At 64.3% G+C, this 21,427-nt stretch carries 17 protein-coding genes; 1 reads left to right on the forward strand and 16 read right to left on the reverse strand.

Going from position 1 to position 21,427, the window contains the following annotated elements; translation table 11 throughout:
* Positions 1-3: 3 nt before the first annotated feature.
* The 13 genes from OS914_RS02365 to pyrR all read right to left on the reverse strand — a co-directional run bounded on the left by OS914_RS02365 (position 4) and on the right by pyrR (position 15,268).
* Entirely contained in the window at positions 4-2,127 is a 2,124-nt protein-coding gene (locus OS914_RS02365) for a primosomal protein N' (protein WP_267544619.1), read from the reverse strand.
* Between the two features lie 132 nt (positions 2,128-2,259).
* Complete coding sequence (gene metK / locus OS914_RS02370; RefSeq protein WP_267544620.1) at positions 2,260-3,444, reverse strand: methionine adenosyltransferase; 1,185 nt, start codon at positions 3,442-3,444, stop codon at positions 2,260-2,262.
* A gap of 164 nt (positions 3,445-3,608) precedes the next feature.
* Entirely contained in the window at positions 3,609-4,841 is a 1,233-nt protein-coding gene (gene coaBC / locus OS914_RS02375; protein ID WP_267544621.1) for a bifunctional phosphopantothenoylcysteine decarboxylase/phosphopantothenate--cysteine ligase CoaBC, read from the reverse strand.
* A 20-nt stretch (positions 4,842-4,861) separates the two neighbouring features.
* Positions 4,862-5,122 (reverse strand): DNA-directed RNA polymerase subunit omega, encoded by a 261-nt coding sequence (rpoZ, locus tag OS914_RS02380; protein WP_267544465.1) that lies wholly within the window; start codon positions 5,120-5,122, stop codon positions 4,862-4,864.
* A gap of 35 nt (positions 5,123-5,157) precedes the next feature.
* Entirely contained in the window at positions 5,158-5,793 is a 636-nt protein-coding gene (gene gmk, locus OS914_RS02385; protein ID WP_267544466.1) for a guanylate kinase, read from the reverse strand.
* A complete protein-coding gene (gene mihF, locus OS914_RS02390) occupies positions 5,790-6,110 on the reverse strand; it encodes an integration host factor, actinobacterial type (RefSeq protein ID WP_267544467.1) in 321 nt (106 codons plus the stop codon). Before mihF ends, gmk begins: the two co-directional genes overlap by 4 nt.
* A gap of 109 nt (positions 6,111-6,219) precedes the next feature.
* Complete coding sequence (gene pyrF / locus OS914_RS02395) at positions 6,220-7,089, reverse strand: orotidine-5'-phosphate decarboxylase (protein ID WP_267544622.1); 870 nt, start codon at positions 7,087-7,089, stop codon at positions 6,220-6,222.
* A 16-nt stretch (positions 7,090-7,105) separates the two neighbouring features.
* On the reverse strand, positions 7,106-10,405 hold the full coding sequence (carB, locus tag OS914_RS02400; RefSeq protein WP_267544468.1) for a carbamoyl-phosphate synthase large subunit: 3,300 nt from the start codon (positions 10,403-10,405) through the stop codon (positions 7,106-7,108).
* Positions 10,405-11,643 (reverse strand): glutamine-hydrolyzing carbamoyl-phosphate synthase small subunit, encoded by a 1,239-nt coding sequence (gene carA / locus OS914_RS02405; RefSeq protein ID WP_267544469.1) that lies wholly within the window; start codon positions 11,641-11,643, stop codon positions 10,405-10,407. Before carA ends, carB begins: the two co-directional genes overlap by 1 nt.
* Positions 11,636-12,259, reverse strand: coding sequence for a PH-like domain-containing protein (locus tag OS914_RS02410; protein ID WP_267544470.1), 624 nt, complete (start codon positions 12,257-12,259; stop codon positions 11,636-11,638). Before OS914_RS02410 ends, carA begins: the two co-directional genes overlap by 8 nt.
* Entirely contained in the window at positions 12,259-13,632 is a 1,374-nt protein-coding gene (locus tag OS914_RS02415; protein ID WP_267544471.1) for a dihydroorotase, read from the reverse strand. Before OS914_RS02415 ends, OS914_RS02410 begins: the two co-directional genes overlap by 1 nt.
* Complete coding sequence (locus OS914_RS02420; protein WP_267544472.1) at positions 13,629-14,681, reverse strand: aspartate carbamoyltransferase catalytic subunit; 1,053 nt, start codon at positions 14,679-14,681, stop codon at positions 13,629-13,631. The genes OS914_RS02415 and OS914_RS02420 overlap by 4 nt, the downstream gene beginning before the upstream one ends.
* Positions 14,678-15,268, reverse strand: coding sequence for a bifunctional pyr operon transcriptional regulator/uracil phosphoribosyltransferase PyrR (gene pyrR / locus OS914_RS02425; RefSeq protein WP_267544473.1), 591 nt, complete (start codon positions 15,266-15,268; stop codon positions 14,678-14,680). The genes OS914_RS02420 and pyrR overlap by 4 nt, the downstream gene beginning before the upstream one ends.
* Before the next feature lie 324 nt (positions 15,269-15,592).
* On the opposite strand from pyrR, the gene OS914_RS02430 reads away from it, so the two are divergent.
* Complete coding sequence (locus tag OS914_RS02430; RefSeq protein WP_267544474.1) at positions 15,593-16,954, forward strand: PrsW family intramembrane metalloprotease; 1,362 nt, start codon at positions 15,593-15,595, stop codon at positions 16,952-16,954.
* Positions 16,955-16,976: 22 nt separating this feature from the next.
* Here OS914_RS02430 and nusB read toward each other — a convergent pair whose 3' ends face one another.
* From nusB to OS914_RS02445, 3 genes are all read right to left on the reverse strand, one after another.
* Positions 16,977-17,414, reverse strand: coding sequence for a transcription antitermination factor NusB (gene nusB, locus OS914_RS02435; RefSeq protein ID WP_196397206.1), 438 nt, complete (start codon positions 17,412-17,414; stop codon positions 16,977-16,979).
* On the reverse strand, positions 17,414-17,977 hold the full coding sequence (gene efp / locus OS914_RS02440) for an elongation factor P (RefSeq protein ID WP_267544475.1): 564 nt from the start codon (positions 17,975-17,977) through the stop codon (positions 17,414-17,416). The genes nusB and efp overlap by 1 nt, the downstream gene beginning before the upstream one ends.
* A 251-nt stretch (positions 17,978-18,228) precedes the next feature.
* On the reverse strand, positions 18,229-20,916 hold the full coding sequence (locus OS914_RS02445; RefSeq protein WP_267544476.1) for an HNH endonuclease signature motif containing protein: 2,688 nt from the start codon (positions 20,914-20,916) through the stop codon (positions 18,229-18,231).
* Positions 20,917-21,427 lie beyond the last annotated feature (511 nt).

Here is a 21,427-nt window from a genome sequence, read left to right on the forward strand (position 1 = left end):
TGGCTACACGACGTCCAAACCGTCGCATCTGACCTGCACGGGGGTGCCGCTGCGTTTCGCCGCGTTCGCCGCCTTCAGCGCCCGCAACGAGGCCGTGATCCGCGGCGCCAGCGCATAGGAAAAGAAGAGCAGTGTCCGGTATTCGGCTTCCTCGTCTCCGTCCTTTCGGCCGCCCGATCGGGGGCCCTGCACACCGGGCGCCACCGGCGCCGGCCCGATCACCCGGACGTCGGCGGACGCGTCCAACTGACCAATGAACGCCTTCACGGCCCCCTCCGGCCCGGTGATGGAGGCGATGCGAGACGCTGGCGGGAGCCCCAATTCCTGCCGGAGGGTCAGCTCGCGCTCGGCGTAGCCGGCCGGGTCCCAACGAACCAGCGCACCCACTACCTGAGCATCATCCGCTGTCACCACCACCACTCCACCCTCCTTCGCCGGTCGAACCAGCGCGCTCGCGTTGAACCAACGGCGCAGGGCGTCCTCGCCGGCGCGCAGGGATTCGCGTCGCAGCAAGGTGTCGCCGTCGAGCAGGATGGCCGCGGCGTACCCGGCAGCTGCCAGCGGCTCGGCACCCACCGTCGCCACCACCAGCGCGGGCTTGTCCGGAATCTGGGCCTTAACATGATCCCCGGCAGAGGAAAGCACCGTCACCCCAGGAAAAGCCCTGCCCAGCTCCTCGGCAGTACGCGCCACCCCGACCACGACGCGGCGCAGTTCGCGGGAGCCGCAGCTGGGACAGCTATGGTCATTACCCGGGGCGGCGCACCACCGGCACTGCAGGACCGGACCCTGGCTGCCTCGCGCCGGGAGTTCCATCAGCGGGCCGCCGCAGGCAGCACAGCGCGCTGGTTCCCTGCAACGCTGACAGGCCAGGCTAGGCGCATACCCCGCGCGTGCCACTTGGACCAGGACCGGCCCCCGCGTGAGCGCTTCCTTGGCAGTCTGCCACGCCCGCTGCGGCAGCCGGGCAACGGCAGCCAGCGGATCGCGGACCTGTTCAAAACTGTCAGCTGTGCTAATGATCCGCGGTGTTACAGCCCGCGCGAGAGCGCGCTCAGGGTAGATTGGCTGGGCCCACCCGCTGTTGAGCAGCCGCTGGGCTTCCGTGCTCCGCGTGTGGCCCGCGAGCAGCAGCGCCGCGTTGTCCTGGTCGGCGCGCAGCAGCAACACGTCACGCGCATGCTGGTACGGCGCCCGACGCTCGACATGCAAGTCATCGCCATCGTCCCAGCAGCAATAGAGACCGGGGTTGACGACGGGGGCAAACGCCGCCGATCGAGTGCCGAGCACCACGGTGACCTCACCGCTGAGGACGCGCAGGAAATTCCGGTAGCGCAGGTTTGGCCCGTCGTCCGCCGTCAGTCGGACGAAGGACTCGGCCGGCAGCACGGCCGCGACGGCCTGCTCGAGCAGTTGCAGGTCCCGCTGGTCGGGAACGACGGCGACGGCGCCCCTGCCCGATGCGTGGCACGTGGCGATGGTATGGGCGAGTTGGTGGTGCCAGGAATTGTCGCCGAACCCCTGCAGCGTGGACAGGACGCCGCGCGGGTTGCCGCCGGCAGAAAGATGGCTCAGAAAGGCACCGGCGTTGCGGTATCCATCAAAGAGCGAGGGCGATGGCGACGGCGAGGTCAGGGCAGGAGCCGGCTCCGAAGACTGCTTAGCCGCAATCTGCTTATCCGCGTATTGCTTATCCAGGCTTGCCACCCGCGGAGGTATGGCCACACGGAGCACGTCGCTGACGGTACCCGCATAACGTGCGGCCACCGCTTCGGCCAGCGTAAGCACTGAGGGCGTCAGCACCGGTACTGCACTGAGTACCTTGGCCAGGGGCGTTAGGCGACTGCTTTCCGAGGTTTCGGCGCGGGCCGTGAGGAATCCCTGCAGATTCTGCCCCGCAAACCTGATCTTGACCCGCACCCCGGGCCGCGCCTGCCCGTCGAGCTCGGCCGGGACGCTGTAGTCAAAGAGCCTGTCCAGGTGTGGCAGGGACGACTCGATCAATACCCGGGCGACGGGCAAGTCCTCGGCCAGCACCACCGCGCTATAGGGGTCGGGTTTGAGCTGATGGGCCACAAATCCCTGCAGCAGGGAGGGCTGAACAAGGGAGCCACCATCGGCCTGCATGTTCAGCTCCTTCACTACGGCGGTCTTCTTCGCTGCTGCGGGTCATGTCACTGGGTAATGTCACTGCAGCGGTTTTCTTTACTGGACCACCAGCTAACCACGGCCCGCAGACATCGGTGCCGCACGCCCGAGCTAGGCGTTAAAGAAGGCCTTCAACGCGTCCACCCGGTCGAGGTTTTCCCAGGTAAAGTCAGGGTCGTCACGGCCAAAGTGCCCATGCGCTGCGGTTTTGGCATAGATCGGCCGCTTGAGCTGCAGGTCATTGATAATCGCCTGCGGACGGAGGTCAAAGATCTCGTCGATGGCATCACTGATCCGGTCCGGGTCTACCGTTTCGGTGCCAAAAGTCTCCACGTACGTTCCCACCGGCCGCGCCTGTCCGATCGCGTAGGCAATCTGGATCTCCGCCCGGCTCGCCAATCCGGCGGCCACCACGTTCTTGGCCACCCAGCGCATAGCGTAGGCCGCGGAGCGGTCCACCTTGGACGGGTCCTTACCGGAAAAAGCTCCGCCGCCATGCCGTGCCATACCCCCGTAGGTATCCACAATAATCTTGCGTCCGGTCAGTCCCGCATCCCCGACAGGTCCGCCAACCACGAAGGGCCCAGCCGGGTTCAGGATGTTCTTCACATGCGAAATGTCCAGGTCGGACTTGGCCAGCACAGGATCGATCACGTACCGCGCCAGGTCCTCGCGCAGCTGCTCCAACGACGCCTCCTGCGCGTGCTGGCTGGAAATGACGACGGTCTGCACGGAAACGGGCTTGTCGCCGTCGTATCCGACGGTCACCTGAGTCTTACCATCGGGGCGAAGATAAGAAAGCAGCCCCGACTTTCGGACCTCCGTTAGCCGTTCGGACAGCCGGTGCGCCAGAAAGATAGGCGTCGGCATGAACTGGGCGGTCTCATCGCTGGCATAGCCGAACATAATGCCCTGGTCACCGGCCCCCTGCTGGTCGTACTCATCCAGCGCCGTCCCCTCGCGGACCTCCAAAGCGTTGAAGACGCCGTCGTAAATGTCCGGGGACTGTTGACCGATCGAGACGGAAACGCCGCAACGTGCGCCGTCAAAGCCGTTGGCCGAGGAGTCGTAACCAATGTTCAGAATGGTCTCACGGACCAGCTGCGGGATCTCGACATAGGCCTCTGTGGTGACTTCACCAGCCACATGGACGAGGCCCGTCGTGGCCATGGTCTCAACGGCAACCCTGGAATTTGGGTCCTTTGCGAGCAACGCATCCAGAATTGAATCGCTGATCTGGTCGCAGATCTTGTCCGGGTGACCTTCGGTCACGGATTCGGAGGTAAACAGGCGCATACGCGCTTTAGCTGAAGTCACCTATCCACTCTACTTCCTTCGGTGGCACAGTCCGCGGCGCAGGTCATGGACGGTCACAGCTGCGCGAACGACGACGGCAGACCGGTCACGGGAGCGGCAGACCGGCGCCGCCGGCGGCAAACAGGTAACGGGAGCGGCAACCGTTAGGTGGCGGCCAGCTGGTCACTGATGATGCTGATGACGGCGGCCGCGACGTCGGTTTTGCTCCCCGCGGCGGTGATTGGCTCCGCACCGTGGCGATCGAGAATGACCACCTCGGTTTGATCCAGGCCGAAGACCTTGTCGACGCCGACCTGGTTGACGACCAACAGGTCGCATCCCTTGCGTTGCAGCTTTGCCCGTGCATAGTCCAGCACGTCGGACTGTTCGTCTCCGGTCTCTGCGGCGAAGCCCACAATGATCTGGCGCCGTCCGGTCCGTGTCCGATCGCGGACCAGTTCGAGTAGGACATCCGGGTTCCGGACCAGCGTGATCACCGGGTCGGCGACGTCGTCTTGTTTCTTGATTTTGTTCGCCGAACTGTGCAACGGCCGGAAATCGGCCACGGCGGCGGCCATAACGACCACGTCGGAATCTTCGGCGGCTGCCAGTGCGGCAGCCCGCAGTTCCAAGGCCGTCTGCACGGTGATCAGTTCCACCCCGGCAGGTGCCGGAACGTCCATATGAGCGGCGATCAGGCGAACATTGGCCCCGGCGTGCAGGGCCGCTGCGGCCAGCGCAACGCCCTGTTTACCAGAGGACCTGTTGCCCAGGAACCGCACCGGATCCAGGGGTTCGCGGGTCCCGCCCGCGCTGATCGTCACGGTCCGGCCGGCCAGCGGCATCGCAAACGGACCAGAGCCGCCTGCGCCGCTGTTCACCAGTTCCAGTGCCGCGGCAAAAATCTGTTCCGGCTCGGGAAGCCGGCCCGGTCCGGAGTCTGCTCCGGTCAGCCGCCCCACGGCGGGCTCCAGCACCGTGACACCGCGGCGGCGTAGGGTGGCGACGTTCGCGGCCGTCGCGGCGTGCTGCCACATCTCGCTGTGCATAGCCGGAGCGAACAACACGGGACCCCGCGCCATCAACAACGTAGTAGTCAGCAGATCATCCGCCAGACCGGCAGCGGCCCGTGCCAACAGATCGGCCGTGGCCGGAGCGACGACTATTAAGTCCGCCTCGTGCCCCAGCCGGACATGCATGACCTTGTCAACGTCGTCGAAAACGTTGTTCGACACGGCATTGCCGGAGAGTGCCTCCCAGGTGGCCATCCCGACAAACCCGGCCGATGCCGGTGTTGGAATGACGTGCACATCGTGGCCGGCCTCGGTGAAAAGCCGCAACAGCGACGCCACCTTGTATGCGGCAATGCCGCCGCCAACTCCCAAGACAATATTCAGGGGCGCCATGGAGCGGGCTGCTACTCGGCGACCTCAACGGGTGTGGAAACCAGCATTCCTTCGTTGATTTCGCGGAAGGCGATGGAAAGGGACTTCTCGTTCAGCCGTGTGTCCACCAGCGGGCCAACGTATTCGAACAGGCCCTCGTGCAGCTGGGCGTAGTATGCGTTGATCTGGCGTGCGCGCTTGGCACCGAAAATCACGAGGCCGTACTTCGAATCTGCTGCCTCGAGCAGGGAATCGATCGGCGGGTTGATAATACCTTCAAGCTTGGTAGCCACAAATTCTCCAAAATCCGTTAGGGTCACAACGCCAATCAGCGCGGATTGGGCGTCAGCCCTATTAATGAAACGAGCTCGTCTGCCGCCCGTTGAACGTCATCATTTACGATGGTGTGGTCGAACTCCGGCTCGGCAGCAAGTTCCAGTTTAGCGGTTTCCAGCCGTCGGCGCTGTTCCTGCGTGGATTCGGTTCCCCGGCCCACCAGACGGCGGACCAATTCATCCCAAGTGGGCGGGGCGAGAAAGACGAAATTTGCCTCTGGAACGGCCTCCTTAACCTGCCGGGCGCCCTGGAGATCAATTTCCAGCAGCACAGACTTCCCCTCGGAAATGGCCCCCTGCACAGTGCTGCGGAGGGTGCCGTAGCGGTTCTGTCCGTGCACGACGGCCCACTCCAGAAATTCGCCCTGTGCGGCGAGTTCGTCAAACTCCGCAGAAGATTTGAAAAAGTAGTGCACACCGTCAATTTCACCGGGCCGTGCCGCCCTAGTGGTGGCTGAGACGGACAGCCAGACCTGTGGGTAGTTATCCCGGATGTATGTTGAGACCGTACCTTTGCCGACGGCCGTTGGACCCGCCAGCACCGTCAGCCCGGTGGCCGCTTTGATTCCCTTGCCAGCCGCTGGCTGTGCGGCAATGACTGTCCGGCCCCGCGTGGGGTCTGCCGTCATGAGCCTTGTCCCAGAAAGTCGATAAGGGCTCTGCGCTGGTGAATGCCGAGCCCACGAAGCCTGCGTGTCGGAGAAATGCCGACCTTGTTCATAATCACAGTTGCGCGTACCTTTCCAATGCCGGGCAGGGCTTCGAGCAATTCACTGGTCTTCAACCGGCCGATTGCCTCGTCGCCGTCGCCGGCAGTCAGGACCTCCGCCACGGTGGCGGTGCCTGTCTTCAGTTTATGTTTCACGGCGGCCCGCGTGGTGCGGGCCGCAGCCGCCTTGGCCAGTGCTGCGGTTCGTTCTTGTGCTGTCAATGGGCGCAGGCTCACGGGAACTCCTTGGAAGCGGGGGCGGAGGGCGCCGGACGGGAATGGCTTCCCCTGAACTTATCCGCACCGGGGAGACAAAATCAATCCGCCCCCGATCCGCTGCTCCCACTCAGGCCCGTAGGGTGTCCAGGGTCCGCTGCGTCGCCTGACGCAGTGCCGCCAAATCCGGGCCGGCCGTCAGGATGCCTCGACTAGACGTTCCCAAGACTCGAGGATAGGCGGCCCCGAAGGTGCGCCGCATGTCTGCCGCTGTGGCTCCCTGGGCTCCCAGTCCGGGGGCGAGGATAGGCCCGTTCAGGGTCCCAAGCTCAATCCCCAGCTCCGTCAGGGCCGAGCCAACGGTGGCGCCCATCACCAGCCCGACGGATCCCGGTCCCGCTATACCGGCGTTTTCCGCCGCAGCGGCCGCAACGATCCTGCGGGCGACCGAATCCCTCCCGCCAACGTGCTGAACGGAGGGTCCCTCGGGGTTCGATGTCAGTGCCAGGACGAACACTCCCCTGCCCTGGGTCGCCGCTTGATCGAGGGCCGGGCGCAACGACTCAAAGCCCAGGTATGGGCTTAGGGTCACGGCGTCCGCGGCCAGTGCGGAACCATCCCGCAGCCAGGCGTCGGCATACGCGCTCATTGTCGAGCCGATGTCCCCCCGTTTGGCGTCGGCGATGCTGAGGATCCCGGTGGCAGCGGCTTCGGCCAGCAGCTCCTCCAGTACAGCAATGCCCGCTGAACCGTGCCGCTCATAGAGGGCCACCTGCGGCTTCACCGCAGCTGCAAGCGGACCCACGGCTTCGAGCACGGAGAGCGAAAAGCGCCGCAAGCCGGCAGCGTCGTCCTGCAGTCCCCACCCGGTGAGCAACGCCGGATGCGGGTCGATGCCCACGCATAAGGGTCCCTGCGCTGCCATCGCGGTGGCAAGCCGGACCCCGAAGGGCTCCCGACCGTTGGCCGCCGGCTCCGCGGGCTTAGCCTGCTCGGGCACCTGCTCAGTCGGTTGCTCAGGCACGGACGGCCGCCCGTAAGGTGGCGGCATGTTCCTGCAGGCTGGTCACGTCCCACTCATAGGTGCGCATCGCTTCAATGGCGAGCACGGCGACGTTGAATTCCGCCACTGTGGTAATGCACGGGCGCCCATTGGAGATCGCTGCGGCCCGGATCTCATATCCATCCCCTCGGGCCTGCCCGCCGGAGGGAGTGTTGAAAATCATATCCACTTCACCATTATTAATCAGGTCGGTGATGGTTCCCTCCCCCTGGGCAGAGGTGCCCTCGGCCACCTTTCGTACCGTCGTTGCGGCAATGCCATTGCGGCGCAGGACATCCGCCGTGCCGCCGGTGGACAGGATTTCAAAGCCCAGATCCACCAGCCGCTTGACCGCCATAATGATGGCCCGCTTGTCCCGGTTCGCCACCGAGACAAAAACTTTTCCGGACGTCGGCAGGGCATTGTTCGCCGCGGCCTGGCTCTTCGCAAAGGCAGTGTCGAAGTGCTTATCGATGCCCATCACCTCGCCGGTTGAGCGCATCTCCGGCCCCAGCAGGGAGTCGACGACGGTCCCTTCCGGGGTGCGGAAGCGGCTGAACGGCAGCACGGCCTCCTTCACGGCGACCGGCGCACCGGCCGGCAACGTGCCGCCGTCGCCGGTTTCCGGCAGCAGGTGGTGCACGCTGCGCAGGTCCTTGATCGACGCACCGGTGCCGATCAGCGCCGCCGCTTTGGCCATCTGGACTCCGGTGGCTTTGGAGACGAACGGGACGGTCCGGGATGCCCGCGGGTTGGCTTCCAGCACGTAGAGCACATCCGAAGCCAGGGCGAATTGGATATTGATCAGGCCGCGGACGCCCACACCCTCGGCAATGGCCAGTGTGGCCGCCCGCACCCGGTCGCAGACGTCCGTGCCCAGCGTCAGCGGCGGCAGCACGCAGGCGGAGTCCCCGGAGTGGATGCCGGCCTCCTCGATGTGCTCCATGATGCCGCCCAGATACATCTCGGTGCCGTCGTAGAGCGCATCGACATCGATTTCGATGGCGTCCTCGAGGAACCTGTCGATCAATACCGGATGGTCCTCGGTGATTTCCGTCGCATTTTTGATGTAGCGCGACAGGTTCGGTTCATCGTAGACAATTTCCATGCCGCGCCCGCCGAGCACATAGGACGGGCGGACCAGGACGGGATAGCCGATCTCGTCCGCAATCTTCTTGGCATCCTCAAAGGACACCGCGGTGCCGTTCTTGGGTGCGATCAGCCCGGCGGCATCCAGCACGCGGCTGAACATGCCCCGGTGTTCGGCCAGGTCGATCGCCTCCGGCGAGGTGCCAAGAATCGGCACACCGGAATCCGCCAGGGCCTGCGCCAGCTTCAGCGGAGTCTGGCCGCCCAGCTGGACGAACACGCCCAGGACGCCACCGGTGCGTTCCTCCGCCGCGATGACCTCCAGAACATCCTCCAGCGTGAGAGGTTCGAAGTAGAGCCGGGTGGAGACGTCGTAGTCCGTGGAGACCGTTTCCGGGTTGCAGTTAATCATCACGGTTTCGTGCCCGGCCGCCCGCAGCGCCATGGACGCATGCACGCAGGAGTAATCAAACTCGATGCCTTGTCCGATCCGGTTCGGCCCGGAGCCCAGAATGATCACGGACGGTTTGGCGTGCTGTGCCACCTCGTCCTCTTCGTCGTAGGAGGAGTAGTGATACGGCGTGTAGGCGGCAAATTCCGCGGCGCAGGTGTCCACCGTCTTGTAGACGGGGCGGATGCCCAGCGCCTGCCGGACCCCGCGGACCACGTCCTCACTGTTGTGCGTCAGCGCGCCGATCTGCTCGTCGGAGAAACCGTGCCGTTTGGCGCGGCGCAGCATCGCGGGTTCGAGCGCGGCGGAGGCCTTGATTTCGGCGGAGATCTCGTTGAGCAGCTGCAGTTGGTCCAGATACCACGGATCGATTCCGGTGGCCTCGTAGAGCTGTTCCACCGTCCCGCCACCGAGCAGTGCGCGCTGCACCTGCGCGAGCCGATCCGTCGTCGGCCGTCTGGAGGCCGCAATCAGGTCCGGTACGTCCAGCGCGTCGACCGGACTGAAGTCCAGGCTGGCGCCCTTTTGCTCCAGCGACCGGAGCGCCTTCTGCAGCGCCTCGGTGAAGTTGCGGCCGATCGCCATCGCCTCCCCCACGGATTTCATCGTGGTGGTCAGGGTGGGGTCCGCGGCCGGGAACTTCTCGAAGGCGAAGCGCGGAACCTTGACGACGACGTAATCCAGAGCCGGCTCAAAGGACGCCGGTGTCTTCAAGGTGATGTCGTTCGGGATCTCGTCCAGCGTGTAGCCGAGCGAGAGCTTCGTGGCGATCTTGGCAATCGCAAAGCCGGTGGCCTTGGACGCCAGCGCGGAGGACCGCGAGACGCGGGGATTCATCTCAATCACCACGACGCGGCCCGTGTCCGGTTCGATCGCGAACTGGATGTTGCAGCCGCCGGTGTCCACGCCCACCTCGCGGATGACGGCAATGGAAATATCGCGCAGCCGCTGGTACTCGCGGTCCGTGAGCGTCATGGCCGGCGCCACCGTGATGGAGTCTCCGGTGTGCACTCCGACCGGGTCGAAGTTCTCGATGGAGCAGACCACCACGACGTTGTCGTTCTTGTCCCGCATCATCTCGAGCTCGTATTCCTTCCAGCCCAGGATGCTCTCTTCGAGCAAAACCTCGGTGGTCGGGCTGTACTGCAGGCCCTGGCCGACGATGCGGCGCAGGTCCTTTTCGTCATAGGCCAGCCCGGAGCCGAGCCCGCCCATGGTGAAGGAGGGCCGGACCACCATCGGGTAGCCCAAATCCCCGGCGGCAATGAGCGCCTCGTCGATGCTGTGGATGATGTGGCTGCGGGCGGATTCGGCGCCGCAGCGCTCCACCACGCCCTTGAACTTCTCCCGGTCTTCGCCGAGCTCGATCGCGGCGATATTTGCCCCGATCAATTCCACGTCATATTTGGCCAGTACGCCGTTCTTATCCAGCGCGATGGCCGTGTTCAGTGCGGTCTGGCCGCCCAGGGTCGGCAGCAGGGCATCGGGACGTTCCTTGGCGATGATCTTCTCGACCACCTCGGGGGTGATCGGCTCAACATAGGTGGCGTCCGCGAACTCCGGGTCCGTCATGATGGTGGCGGGATTGGAATTCACCAGAATGACCCGCAGGCCCTCCTCCTTGAGCACGCGCAGCGCCTGCGTCCCGGAGTAATCGAACTCCGCTGCCTGGCCGATCACGATGGGGCCGGAGCCGATGACCAGAACGCTTTTGAGGTCTTCTCTCTTGGGCATTAGTTCTTGTCCCCATTCTGTGACGAAGTTTCTGAAACGACGGAGGTTTCGGTGCTGGTGTCCGCTGCGCCGCCGGCATTGGCTGCCATCAGGTCAATGAAGCGGTCGAAAAGATAGGCGGAATCGTGCGGGCCCGCGGCTGCTTCCGGGTGGTACTGAACCGAAAAGGCCGGAATGTCCAGGCAGGAAAGGCCCTCGACGACGTCGTCATTGAGGCTGATATGGCTGACCTCCACCCGGCCGAACCGCTCCTCGGGAGCCATTCCCGCACCTTCTCGGGGTGCGTCGACGGCGAACCCGTGGTTCTGCGAGGTGATTTCCACCTTGCCGGTGCGGCGGTCCATCACCGGCTGGTTAATGCCGCGGTGGCCGTAGCGCAGTTTGTAGGTCCCGAAGCCCAGAGCCCGGCCCAGGATCTGGTTGCCAAAGCAGATGCCAAAGAACGGCACCCGGGCGTCGAGCACCTTGCGCAGCAGCGCCACCTGCCCGTCCGCGGTCGCCGGATCGCCGGGGCCATTGGACATGAAGACGCCATCGGCCCGCACCGACTCCAGCTCGGCAAACGTCGTGGCCGCCGGCAGGACGTGCACGCGCACTCCCCGCTCGGCAAAACGCTGCGGCGTCATGGCCTTGATTCCCAAGTCCAGCGCGGCCACCGTAAAGCGCGGCTCACCCTTCCAGCCGTGATCGGACGGCTCGACGACGTAGGGCTGGTCGACGCTGACCTCTTCGGCCAGCTTGGCCCCCTCCATTCCGGCGCTGGCGCAGACCTGCTCCAGCAGCGCGGCTTCGGACTGATCGGCGGCGGTGCCGGAAAAAATGCCGGCGCGCATGGCCCCGCGCTCCCGCAGGTGCCGGGTGATCGCTCGGGTGTCCACGCCCTGGATCCCAACAATGCCCTGCGCGAGGAGTTCATCATCCAAACTGCGTTCGCTGCGCCAGTTGGAGGGCCGGCGTGCGGCGTCGCGCACAATGTAGCCGGCAACCCAGATCCGCCGGGATTCGGCGTCCTCGTCATTGACGCCGGTATTGCCGATGTGCGGCGCGGTTTGGACCACCAGCTGCCGGGCGTACGAGGGATCGGTGATGGTCTCTTGGTACCCGGTCATGCCGGTGGCGAAAACCGCCTCGCCCAGTGCCGCTCCTGTGGCGCCGTAGCTGGTGCCACGGAAGGTCCTGCCGTCTTCCAAAATCAGCAAGGCGGCAGTTGCGGATGTGCTCTGTTCGGGTTCAGTCATTCTCGTTCTTTCCGGTATCGGCCTGCTCGGTTTCATTTACAACGGTGCCATTTACAACCGGGGCATTCCCAGTCGCGCCATTGTCAGCCGTGTGGTTTGCTGCGGGGTGGTTTGCTGCGGAGTGGTTTGCGATGGGGGCAAAGTCAGTCAGCATGGTGAGCAGCGGGGTTTTCGCTGCGGCCTGCCGGGTGCGGAAGCCAGTGTCGACCGGATGCCCGCCCAGCCGCCAGGACAGGACAATCAGCCCGTCCCGCTCAACGAACTTCCCAGCCATGCCGCTTTCGGTTCTTGCGCTGCCATAACTGTCCTTCGGGATGAAGACATCCGGCGCGCCCGAGCGGCTGATCAAAATCCCCTCCGGATGCACCGACAGAACGGCGTTGCTGCGGATGCCCAGGCCGTGCACCGCCAAGCGGTCCAGCCAGTCTCCCTCCGTCGTCGTCACGACGTACTGCCCTTCAGCGCTGGCGAGAGGGGCAGACAGCTGTTGCGGCACCGCCGGCAGCGGTGCAATACCGGCCTGGCGCTGGAGCCGATGCCGCCAGCCCATCCAGAGCAGCGCAAAAATCACCACTACCAGCGCCACCGCCAGCAGCGTCGGGAACAGCCTGGCCATCAGTGCTCTCCCTGTATGCCGCGCGGGTTGGCCTGCCGGTATGGGCTGTTGAGCTTGCCATCCAACACCGTCGGGTGCCCCCGGTAAAAGGTGGCGACGACGGCGCCCGGGAGAACGCGTCCGCTAAACGGCGAGTTGAGTCCCTTGGTCGCCATAGTCCGAGGGTCCACCGTCCAGCGCGCGGCCGGGTCGACCAGCACCAAATTCGCCGGCTCACCGACCGCCAGCGGACGTCCCTGGCCTGCGAGTCGGCCGATCCTGGCGGGAGCAACTGAAGTGACGCGGGCAAACCCTTCCCAATCCAACAGCCCGGATTCGATCATGGTGTGCTGCACCACCGAGAGCGCCGTTTCCAGCCCTGTCATGCCCATTGCCGCCTGGGCCCATTCGCAGTCTTTCGCTTCGCTCGGATGTGGAGCGTGATCGGTGCCTATGACATCGATGGTGCCGTCCGCCAGTGCAGCCCGCAACGCAGCGACGTCCTCTTCGGCGCGCAGCGGGGGGTTCACCTTGTACACCGGGTTGTAGCTGCGGACCAGTTCCTCGGTAAGCCACAGGTGATGCGGCGTCACCTCCGCCGTGACTTTAATACCCCGTGCCTTAGCCCAGCGGATTAGCTCCACCGAACCGGCGGTGGAGACATGGCAAATATGCAGCCGGGAATCTACGTGCTGGGCCAGCAAAACGTCCCTGGCAATAATCGATTCCTCCGCCACGGCCGGCCAGCCGGCCAGCCCCAGCACTGCGGAGACCTTGCCCTCGTTCATCTGGGCGCCTTCTGTCAGGCGCGGTTCCTGCGCATGCTGGGCTATCACGCCGTCGAAGGCCTTGACGTATTCCAGCGCCCGACGCATCAGCACCGGATCGCTCACGCAGATCCCGTCGTCGGAAAATATCCGCACACGCGCCCGGGAATCGGCCATGGCGCCCAATTCGGCCAACTGCTTGCCGGCAAGGCCCACGGTAACTGCACCCACCGGGCGTACATCCACCCATCCGGCATCGCGGCCCAGGCTGAATACCTGCTCCACCACCCCCGCGGTGTCTGCGACCGGAGAACTGTTCGCCATGGCGTGCACGGCCGTATAACCGCCCAGCGCGGCGGCACGGGAGCCGGTTTCCACCGTTTCCGCATCTTCCCGGCCCGGCTCCCGCAGATGGGTATGCGGATCGACCATCCCGGGCAGTGCAATTAGTCCGGCGGCGTCGATCACCGTGGCAGACCTGGCGCTCAGCCCGGAACCGATCTCAACAATCCGGCCGTCCTGCACCAGCAGATCCGTCTGCTCTTTGCCCAGTGGTGAGGCTCCCCGGATCAGGTAGCGGGCCGCGGCTTCCGGTCCGGCCTGGTCGGCTGTTTTCTGTGCTGTCATCGGGCGTTCTCTCGGGTTTCATCGGCACGGGTATTCGGACGATTGTCTACTGCGGTTCTCGGTGGCGGCAGCCGCGGTGGGGGATCACGCAGATCCCCGGACAGCGCTAGATACAGCACCGCCATCCGGACAGAGACCCCGTTTCGCACCTGTGCCAGCACGGTGGAACGGGAGGAATCCGCCGCCGCAGAGGAGATTTCCAGACCGCGGTTCATCGGGCCCGGATGCATGATGATCGTGTCCTTCATGCCGAGCGTGTCCAGGCGCGCCAACCGTGCATCGTCAAGACCCCAGCGGCGCGAATACTCCCGGGTGGACGGGAAGAACGAGTCGTTCATCCGCTCGGCCTGGACACGCAGGACCATAATCGCGTCCACGCCTGCCTCGAGCACTGAATCCAGGTCGTAACTGACGGCGCACGGCCAGTGTTCGACGCCGACAGGCAGCAGGGTGGGCGGGGCCACTAGGGTCACTTCGGCGCCCAAAGTCTGCAGTAACCAGACATTGGACCTGGCGACCCGGGAATGCAGGACATCCCCGGCGATCGCGACCCGCAGTCCAACCAGATTGCTGCCGGTCGAATCAGTCCCGTTCAACCGGGACAAGTGCCGGCGCATGGTGAACGCGTCCAGCAGCGCCTGCGTCGGGTGCTCATGGGTGCCGTCCCCGGCATTAATCACTGCGGCGTCAATCCATCCTGAGGTAGCAAGCTGCGCAGGTGCACCGGAGGCCCAGTGACGGATCACTACTGCATCCGCGCTCATGGCCTCAAGAGTCTGTGCGGTATCCTTCAGCGACTCGCCCTTTGAAACGGATGAACCCTTGGCTGAGAAGTTGATGACATCCGCTGACAGGCGCTTGGCTGCTGCCTCGAAGGAAATCCTGGTCCGGGTCGAATCCTCGAAAAACAGATTCACCACAGTACGTCCGCGCAGTGCCGGCAGCTTCTTTACCTCACGCTCCCCGACCGCAGCCATTTCCTCCGCGGTGTCCAGGATGCGGATTGCGTTTTCCAGGCTCAAGTCCTGGGTGGACAGCAGGTGCCTCATAAGCCTGCCTCGATGACGACCTCATCCGCACCGCTCCAGCTGGAACTTGCTGCGTCGGTCTCGTTCAACCGCACCCGAACCTTTTCGGCCGACGCCGTCGGCAGGTTCTTCCCCACATGGTCGGCCCGGATAGGCAATTCCCGGTGTCCACGATCGGCCAGCACGGCCAACCGTACCGCCCGTGGCCTGCCAAGGTCCACCAACGCGTCCAGCGCGGCGCGGATCGTGCGGCCGGAGAAAAGAACGTCGTCCACCAGGACTACCACTTTGTCATCGATCCCCGCGGCCGGAAGCCTGGTCCGTTCGGGGGCCCTAGTCGGCTGTCGTGCCAGATCGTCTCGAAACATTGTGACATCCAGCTGGCCCACGATGGCGTCAGCCTTTATGGATGGGTCCGCTGCCGCCAGCTTTGCCGCCAGGCGCTGTGCGAGCGGAAAACCCCGGCGGGGAATGCCGAGCAGAATCAGATCTTTGGAGCCCTTATTGGCTTCCAGAATTTCATGGGCTATACGGGTGAGTGCGCGGTCGATGTCCGCTGCGCTCATGACGACGCGTGACGCGCCTGCAGCAGCTGCTTCAGGACTCATGTCTCGCCTCCCCCCTTCCCCGCCTCACTGGACGGAATTAAAAGGATCATTGCATGCCAAAACTATCACAGCGGCAGCTACCGGCCGGGCGCCGGTTCCTGAAGATCAGCTGCGGGAGCCACCGGAGGCCAGGGCGTTAGCTCGCCGCCGTCCACGTTCAAGGTCTCTCCCGCTATGTAGCTCGATTCCGAGGGGGGGGGTGGAACGCATAGGCGCGCTTTCTACCCAGGCAGCTACGTTCCCGGCTGCAAGGAGGAACGGCGTAACCTCGCCCCGACCAGCTGCCCGCTAGGTGACGGCCTCGGTCGCGCATAGGCTAATTACATGACGGAGCCCACGCCCCCGCTGGACCCCGCCGGGCCGGAGCAACAGCCCGAATACCGAAACCGCGCACCAACGGAACCGGGGCTGTCCAATGACCGGTTACCCCTCGCCGTCGTGCCGCCGAGACCGCAGTCTGGACTCGAAGGAAGCCGCGCATTCCGCGTCCTCAATGTCGTCTTGGTCTCACTGCTGGCAACGGTGGCCACGACGACGCTCATTTACTTTGCGAAAGCCCTCGGCGTCAGCGTTTTCTTGATCTGCGGAGCTCTAGCCCTGGTTCCATTGACGATCTGTTTGCTGACCCTACTGTGGATTGACCGATGGGAACCGGAGCCAAAGAGTGCCCTCTTCTTTGCGTTCTGCTGGGGTGCGGGCATGTCCGTTGTGGCCTCCCTCGTTGTTGGGCAATGGGTCAAGCCCATCCTGCTCGCCGGGGCAACGCTGACAGATCCCACAACTGTCAGCACGCTGGTGCAGGCGCCGCTCGTGGAAGAGGCGTCCAAGGGGCTCGGCGTGCTGCTGATTTTCCTGCTCCGTAGCCGGACCTTCGACGGACCCATTAACGGGGTCGTCTATGCCGGTACCGTAGCCGCAGGCTTCGCGTTTACGGAAAATATTCTCTACTTTGGCTCCGCTATGACAGACCTTCAGAAGATCGGACCCGGGCTGGTCACGACTTTTGTCATACGAGGCCTTATGTCCCCGTTTGCCCACGTGATGTTCACGGCTGTTCTGGGTGCGTTTCTGGGCTATGCCGCTCGGTACGGTCGGACGTGGCTCGTGGTCTGCGCGTGGCTTATCGGGCTCGTTCCGGCGATGCTATTGCACGCCCTGTGGAACAGCAGTTCGCTAGTCGGGGCAAACTTCCTGATTGTCTACGGCGCTCTGCAATTACCAATATTCATGGTGTACGCGCTCGGCATTGCCCTGCTTCGCCGGTCTGAGGCTCGACTGACCAGACGCAGACTGACCGAGTACGCAGATTCCGGCTGGTTCCTGCCGAACGAGATCGGAATGCTTGGAACATCCCAGGGGCGCCATCGGGCAATTGTCTGGGCCAAGACCTTTGGTGGCGGCGCGACGATGAAACGTTTTATCAACCTCGCCACACGGCTGGCCTTCACCCGCGAGAGGATACTTCTCGGTCCCCAGCCGGCTCAAGTGCGGCAGCGCGAGACCGTGCGCTTAGAGGGTGTCCTACTGGAAGGAACGACGGCGGCACGGGCGGCGCTACTGGTGCAACACGCCAACAAGCCGGCGGACGCTGCAGGACCGCGCGACCGGTCAGCTCACGTGAAGCCAGCTGAGCTTACTGACAGCAAAGGCGGTGCCGCGGGCACCTCCACGCACCGCCTTAGCTGAACTCTTGATAAGTCCCCGCCGGCTAGGCCAGCAGAGTCGGTTTCAACTGCTGCAAACGGCCCAAAAGGCCATTAATAAACTGCGGCGATTCGTCGGTGGAGAGGAACTTGGCAAGTTCAACGGCTTCGCTGACGGCCACGCCATCAGGCACGTCGTCATTGTAGAGCAGCTCCCACGTGCCAATCCGCAGCAGGATCCTGTCCACGGCCGGCATCCGCTCCAGAGACCAACCCTGTGAATAGGTCTCCAGGAACTCGTCGATGGTGCCTTGCAGGGCGCATACGCCCTCCACAATATCCACGGTATAAAGGTTGATAATTTGATCGGTGCGCTCGCGCCGCTGCCGGATCGCCTCGGTCACTGAGACGGAACGCTGTTCCGCCTCGAACAAAATGTCAAGAGCCCGGCGGCGCGCTTTGCTTCGCGCGGAATTGGGCCGGGTTGAATCGGGAGACGCCACTAGTCGTTGACACGTCCCAGATAGCTGCCGTCGCGGGTGTCCACCTTGACGCGTGTGTTGTTTTCAACGAACAGCGGGACTTGAATCTCGTAGCCGGTTTCCAGTGTGGCCGGCTTCGTCCCAGCCGACGAACGGTCCCCCTGCAGCCCAGGCTCGGTGTAAGTGATTTGCAGAACGACGGAAGGAGGCAGCTCAATGTAAAGCGGCGTGCCATCATGGATTGCAATATTTACGGATTGATTTTCCAACATGAAATTGGTTGCTTCACCCACTGTCTCCCCGTTGACCGTGATTTGGTCGAAATCCTGGGTGTCCATGAACACGAAGTCAGCACCGTCCTGGTACAGGTACTGATAATCGCGGCGATCAACCGTCGCGGTCTCAATTTTAAGACCGGCGTTAAATGTCTTGTCCACCAGCTTCCCGGAACGGACGTTGCGCATCTTGGTGCGGACAAAAGCGCCGCCCTTACCGGGCTTGACGTGCTGGAACTCGACGACGTTCCAAAGTTGCCCCTCGAGCTTCAGAACCGTGCCGTTCTTGATGTCATTAGTAGTTGCCACTGTTTCTCTTTCTATCGGCCGGCTATTGTTCCCGGGCCCGCCGCTCATCCGCTGGGCGGGAGCTGACTTCGGGTTAAGGGAAAGAGTTATCAAAAATCCATTGACCAGTCTACCTGCTCTGGATGCCCTGCCTCCACGCCCCTTCTCCTGAGTGAAAGAAACGTGTACAGAACTGGAAACCCACCGCGCTGCCTAGCCTGTCCGTAAGTCTGATCCTCATAGCCTTGGGGTTATGGTCGAGGGCTCGTGGCCTAGGTCCCGGTGATGATGGTGCGGGCGAAGTTTTGGGCGTCGTTGAGGTCGTCGTGGTAGGTGTTGCGGATCCAGGGATTCTCGGTGTACCCGGCCGCCGGCCCTCCGTCTGTGGTGGTGCGTGGCCCGGCGTTGAGGCCGGCGTTGAGGCCGGTGCCGGTATCGGTGCCTGTCCTCGTGTTGAGGCCGGTGCCGGTGGTGCGGTTGTAGCAGTGCAGGCCCGGGCGTTGACGGGCGTTGGGTCCGTACCGGAGGTAGGGGATCTGGTTGATCATGGTGACTTCCAGGATCCCGGCGTGGACCAGGGAATGACAGCCCGGGCACAAAGCACACATGTTGGAGACGGCGGTGGGTCCGCCGCGGGAGTACCAGATAACGTGGTGGATATCGCACCAGGACGCAGGCCGGTTACAGCCGGGCCGGACGCACCCGCCGTCCCGGACAGACACGGCCCTGCGCTGCGCGGGGGTCGCGAGCCTGACCGCGGTCCCCAGATCCAGGAGAGCCCCGTTGCTCCCCAGGACGGCCCGCTCGAATGCTGCGTCACACACCATCCGGGCCAGGGTGCCGGGGCTGATGTTGCCCAAACCATCACACCACGACGGCATCGGATCCAACGGCGTCAACCCACCGGCACCCAACCCGCCGGCCCCGGCCAAACCGTTTTCTGGGAGTACCTCCGGCTCCGGCTCCGGCTCCCAGGACCATGAGGACCCGGACCCGGGGCTGGAGGAATCGTTGGTGCAGTTGTCAGTGGTGTCGGTGTCCCAGCCGAAGCTCCGGGTGTCCGGGCCGATCCCTCCCGGCCACCCATCACCGTCCGGTGGTGCGGCTGGGTCTGCCGGCGTTCCTGGCCCCGGCAGCCCCGGTCCGGCTGTCAGCGCCAGCTGTGCCACCGATTCCCATGGTCCCCATGGTCCCCGTGGTTCCAGTGGTTCCAGTGGTTCCAGTGGTTCCAGTGGTTCCAGTGGTTCCCGTGGTTCCAGTGGTTCCCGTGGCGCTGTTAGTTCCGGTCGTGCTAATGGTTTTGGTTGGTTCCACAGCGTTTGGCGGAGGATCGCGGCTTCCCGGTCCGGGAAGCTGCGGAGCTGGTCAAAGGTAGTCGTGATCGTCATACGGGCCGGCCGCCTCCCCGGGCGGAGCCTGCCGGCTTTACTCGGACCGCAACGAGTACTCCTCCTCCCCGTCCCGGTTTCCCTGCCCGCACCTGCATCGGTGCCTATTCCGGCTCCGGCTCCAGTTCCTGTGCCGGTTCCTAGGCCCCTACCCGCACCCTTGCCGGTACCGGGGTCTGTGCTGTCATCTGTTGGTGTGAGGGAGAACAGGTCCTCGGCCCGGGCCGCGGCTGCCTCAGCCCGGGCCCGGGCATCCATTTCCGGGTGCGCCCACCCACCACCGCCACCGGCCAAACCGCCAGCACCACTGGCAGAACCAGAACCGCCGCTCTCAGCAGAACCGCCGCCAATGCCCTCAGCAGAACCGCCGCCAGTGCCCTCAGGGGAGCCGTCGCTTCCGCTGTCGTGGTCACCGCCGGCACCGGTGCCAGCCGTACCGGCGCTGTTGGGGCTCTCGTTACCTGGTGGGTGGGTGAGGTTGAGGTAAGCGCCGGCCGCACGGGCCATTTCGGTGAGCGCGTCCGCACGCCGCTGATCCGGGGTCCGCTGATCAACGGCGACCAGGTCCCCGTCGGGGGTCCGCTGATCCGGGTGCGGAGCCGACAACGGATCCAGGATCGCCATCAACTCCGCCCCCGCGACCGGGTCCAGCTGATACGAACCATGCACCATCCCCGTCACATCCACCCCCATCGTGAACTTACGACGCATCACCGACTCCGGATCATAATGATCCCCCGTATCGGCCTGGCAAAGCCTGATGACCTGCTCAGCGAACCGACGGAAATCATCACTACGCAGCGTCGGAGCCTGCCGGGCCAGATACTCCCCAATCCGCTCCGACGTCTCCTCGGTAATGATCCGGGCCGGGACCTTCTCCAACACCCGCACCCCCGTCCTCACATGCCCGGCCGTGATATCCCCGACCGCCAACCGGGCACCCAGCAACGCCAACGGCCCGCCCCCCAACTCCACCTCACGCACCAAAAAACCGGGACCATTCCTGCTGCCAGGCCCGGTATGGAGGGCGCGGGCCGCTTCCACCTCGGCCTTCGCCCGCCCCGGCTCCACCCCGACCCCATGAACCAGGAACTCGCGCACGTTCTTCGTCCCGATCCCCGACAACGCCGCGGCCCCGCACTGATCCGCTGCCGCGACACTGCGCAAATACACCGCATCCAACCGACGCCGTGTCCCCTCAGACACACCAATCACCGACAACCACGCCTCCGACGACACCGCCTGAGGATCCGTCCCCAACACCTCCGCCAACAACACATTCACCAGCTCCAACCGGGCCACCATCCCCGCCGACGGACCACCAACAGGAAAACCATCAACAGAACAAACGGGACACGCAGGAACAGCAGAACCCGCAGCAGCAGGAGCAGCACGAGCAGCAGGAGCAGCGGAAGCGGCCGGGTTCACTGAGCCGCTGCCCTCGGGTTGAGCGGTCCCGCACCCGGCAGTACTGCCGGAGCCCAGGCCTGCGCGCTGGACCCGGCGCGGATACTTCGCCGTGATCGCGGCCAGCACCTGAGCCAGATTCTCCCGATCAATCTCCACGCCCACCCACCACCCCTCAACCCACAAACCCAGCAACCCAAACCCAGCAACCTGCACCAGCAACCAAACCCGGCAACCCATACCAACAAAAACCGGGAAATCCCGCTGATCTCCAACTACTACAAGGCTACGAGCAGGCACTGACATCATCAGGACAAAAAGACCCCAAAACAGGCCCCTGTGGAAAAGAATTTCTAATAAAATTTCCGCGGGGCTCCACCGTCGAATGTCGTCAACATGCGGAATTTTTTCGCGAGGTCCTGAGCACGGAACACGGCCACTGTGGATGCGTGGAGGACAGCGGCGTCGTCCCCGAGCGCACTCCCTGATCCAGGGCTGTGCTCAAACCAAGCCACTCGGGCGTTCGCTACGGCACCGGCGGCTCCGGCCACGCGTCCGCTCAACAGCAGAACAAATATCCGTCTGCCGGATCCCACGTTGTGCTCAGGGCCTGATCGCACCCGTCAGGGTCCACTACCTCAGGCCGCAGGGTGGTGGGGCTGACAGCGGTGCCGGG

This window comes from Arthrobacter endolithicus, from assembly GCF_026627425.1.
Taxonomy (GTDB): domain Bacteria; phylum Actinomycetota; class Actinomycetes; order Actinomycetales; family Micrococcaceae; genus Arthrobacter_M.

Bases quoted from the DNA above. Each gene is read 5' to 3' on its own strand.
- pyrR (WP_267544473.1), bottom strand. From the start codon at position 15,268: ATGAGTCCTGAAGCAGCTGCTGCAGGCGCGTCACGCGTCGTCATGAGC.
- metK (WP_267544620.1), bottom strand. From the start codon at position 3,444: ATGCGCCTGTTTACCTCCGAATCCGTGACCGAAGGTCACCCGGACAAG.
- OS914_RS02365 (WP_267544619.1), bottom strand. From the start codon at position 2,127: ATGCAGGCCGATGGTGGCTCCCTTGTTCAGCCCTCCCTGCTGCAGGGA.
- OS914_RS02430 (WP_267544474.1), top strand. From the start codon at position 15,593: ATGACGGAGCCCACGCCCCCGCTGGACCCCGCCGGGCCGGAGCAACAG.
- OS914_RS02415 (WP_267544471.1), bottom strand. From the start codon at position 13,632: ATGACAGCACAGAAAACAGCCGACCAGGCCGGACCGGAAGCCGCGGCC.
- carA (WP_267544469.1), bottom strand. From the start codon at position 11,643: ATGACTGAACCCGAACAGAGCACATCCGCAACTGCCGCCTTGCTGATT.
- gmk (WP_267544466.1), bottom strand. From the start codon at position 5,793: ATGACGGCAGACCCCACGCGGGGCCGGACAGTCATTGCCGCACAGCCA.
- OS914_RS02420 (WP_267544472.1), bottom strand. From the start codon at position 14,681: ATGAGGCACCTGCTGTCCACCCAGGACTTGAGCCTGGAAAACGCAATC.
- carB (WP_267544468.1), bottom strand. From the start codon at position 10,405: ATGCCCAAGAGAGAAGACCTCAAAAGCGTTCTGGTCATCGGCTCCGGC.
- OS914_RS02410 (WP_267544470.1), bottom strand. From the start codon at position 12,259: ATGGCCAGGCTGTTCCCGACGCTGCTGGCGGTGGCGCTGGTAGTGGTG.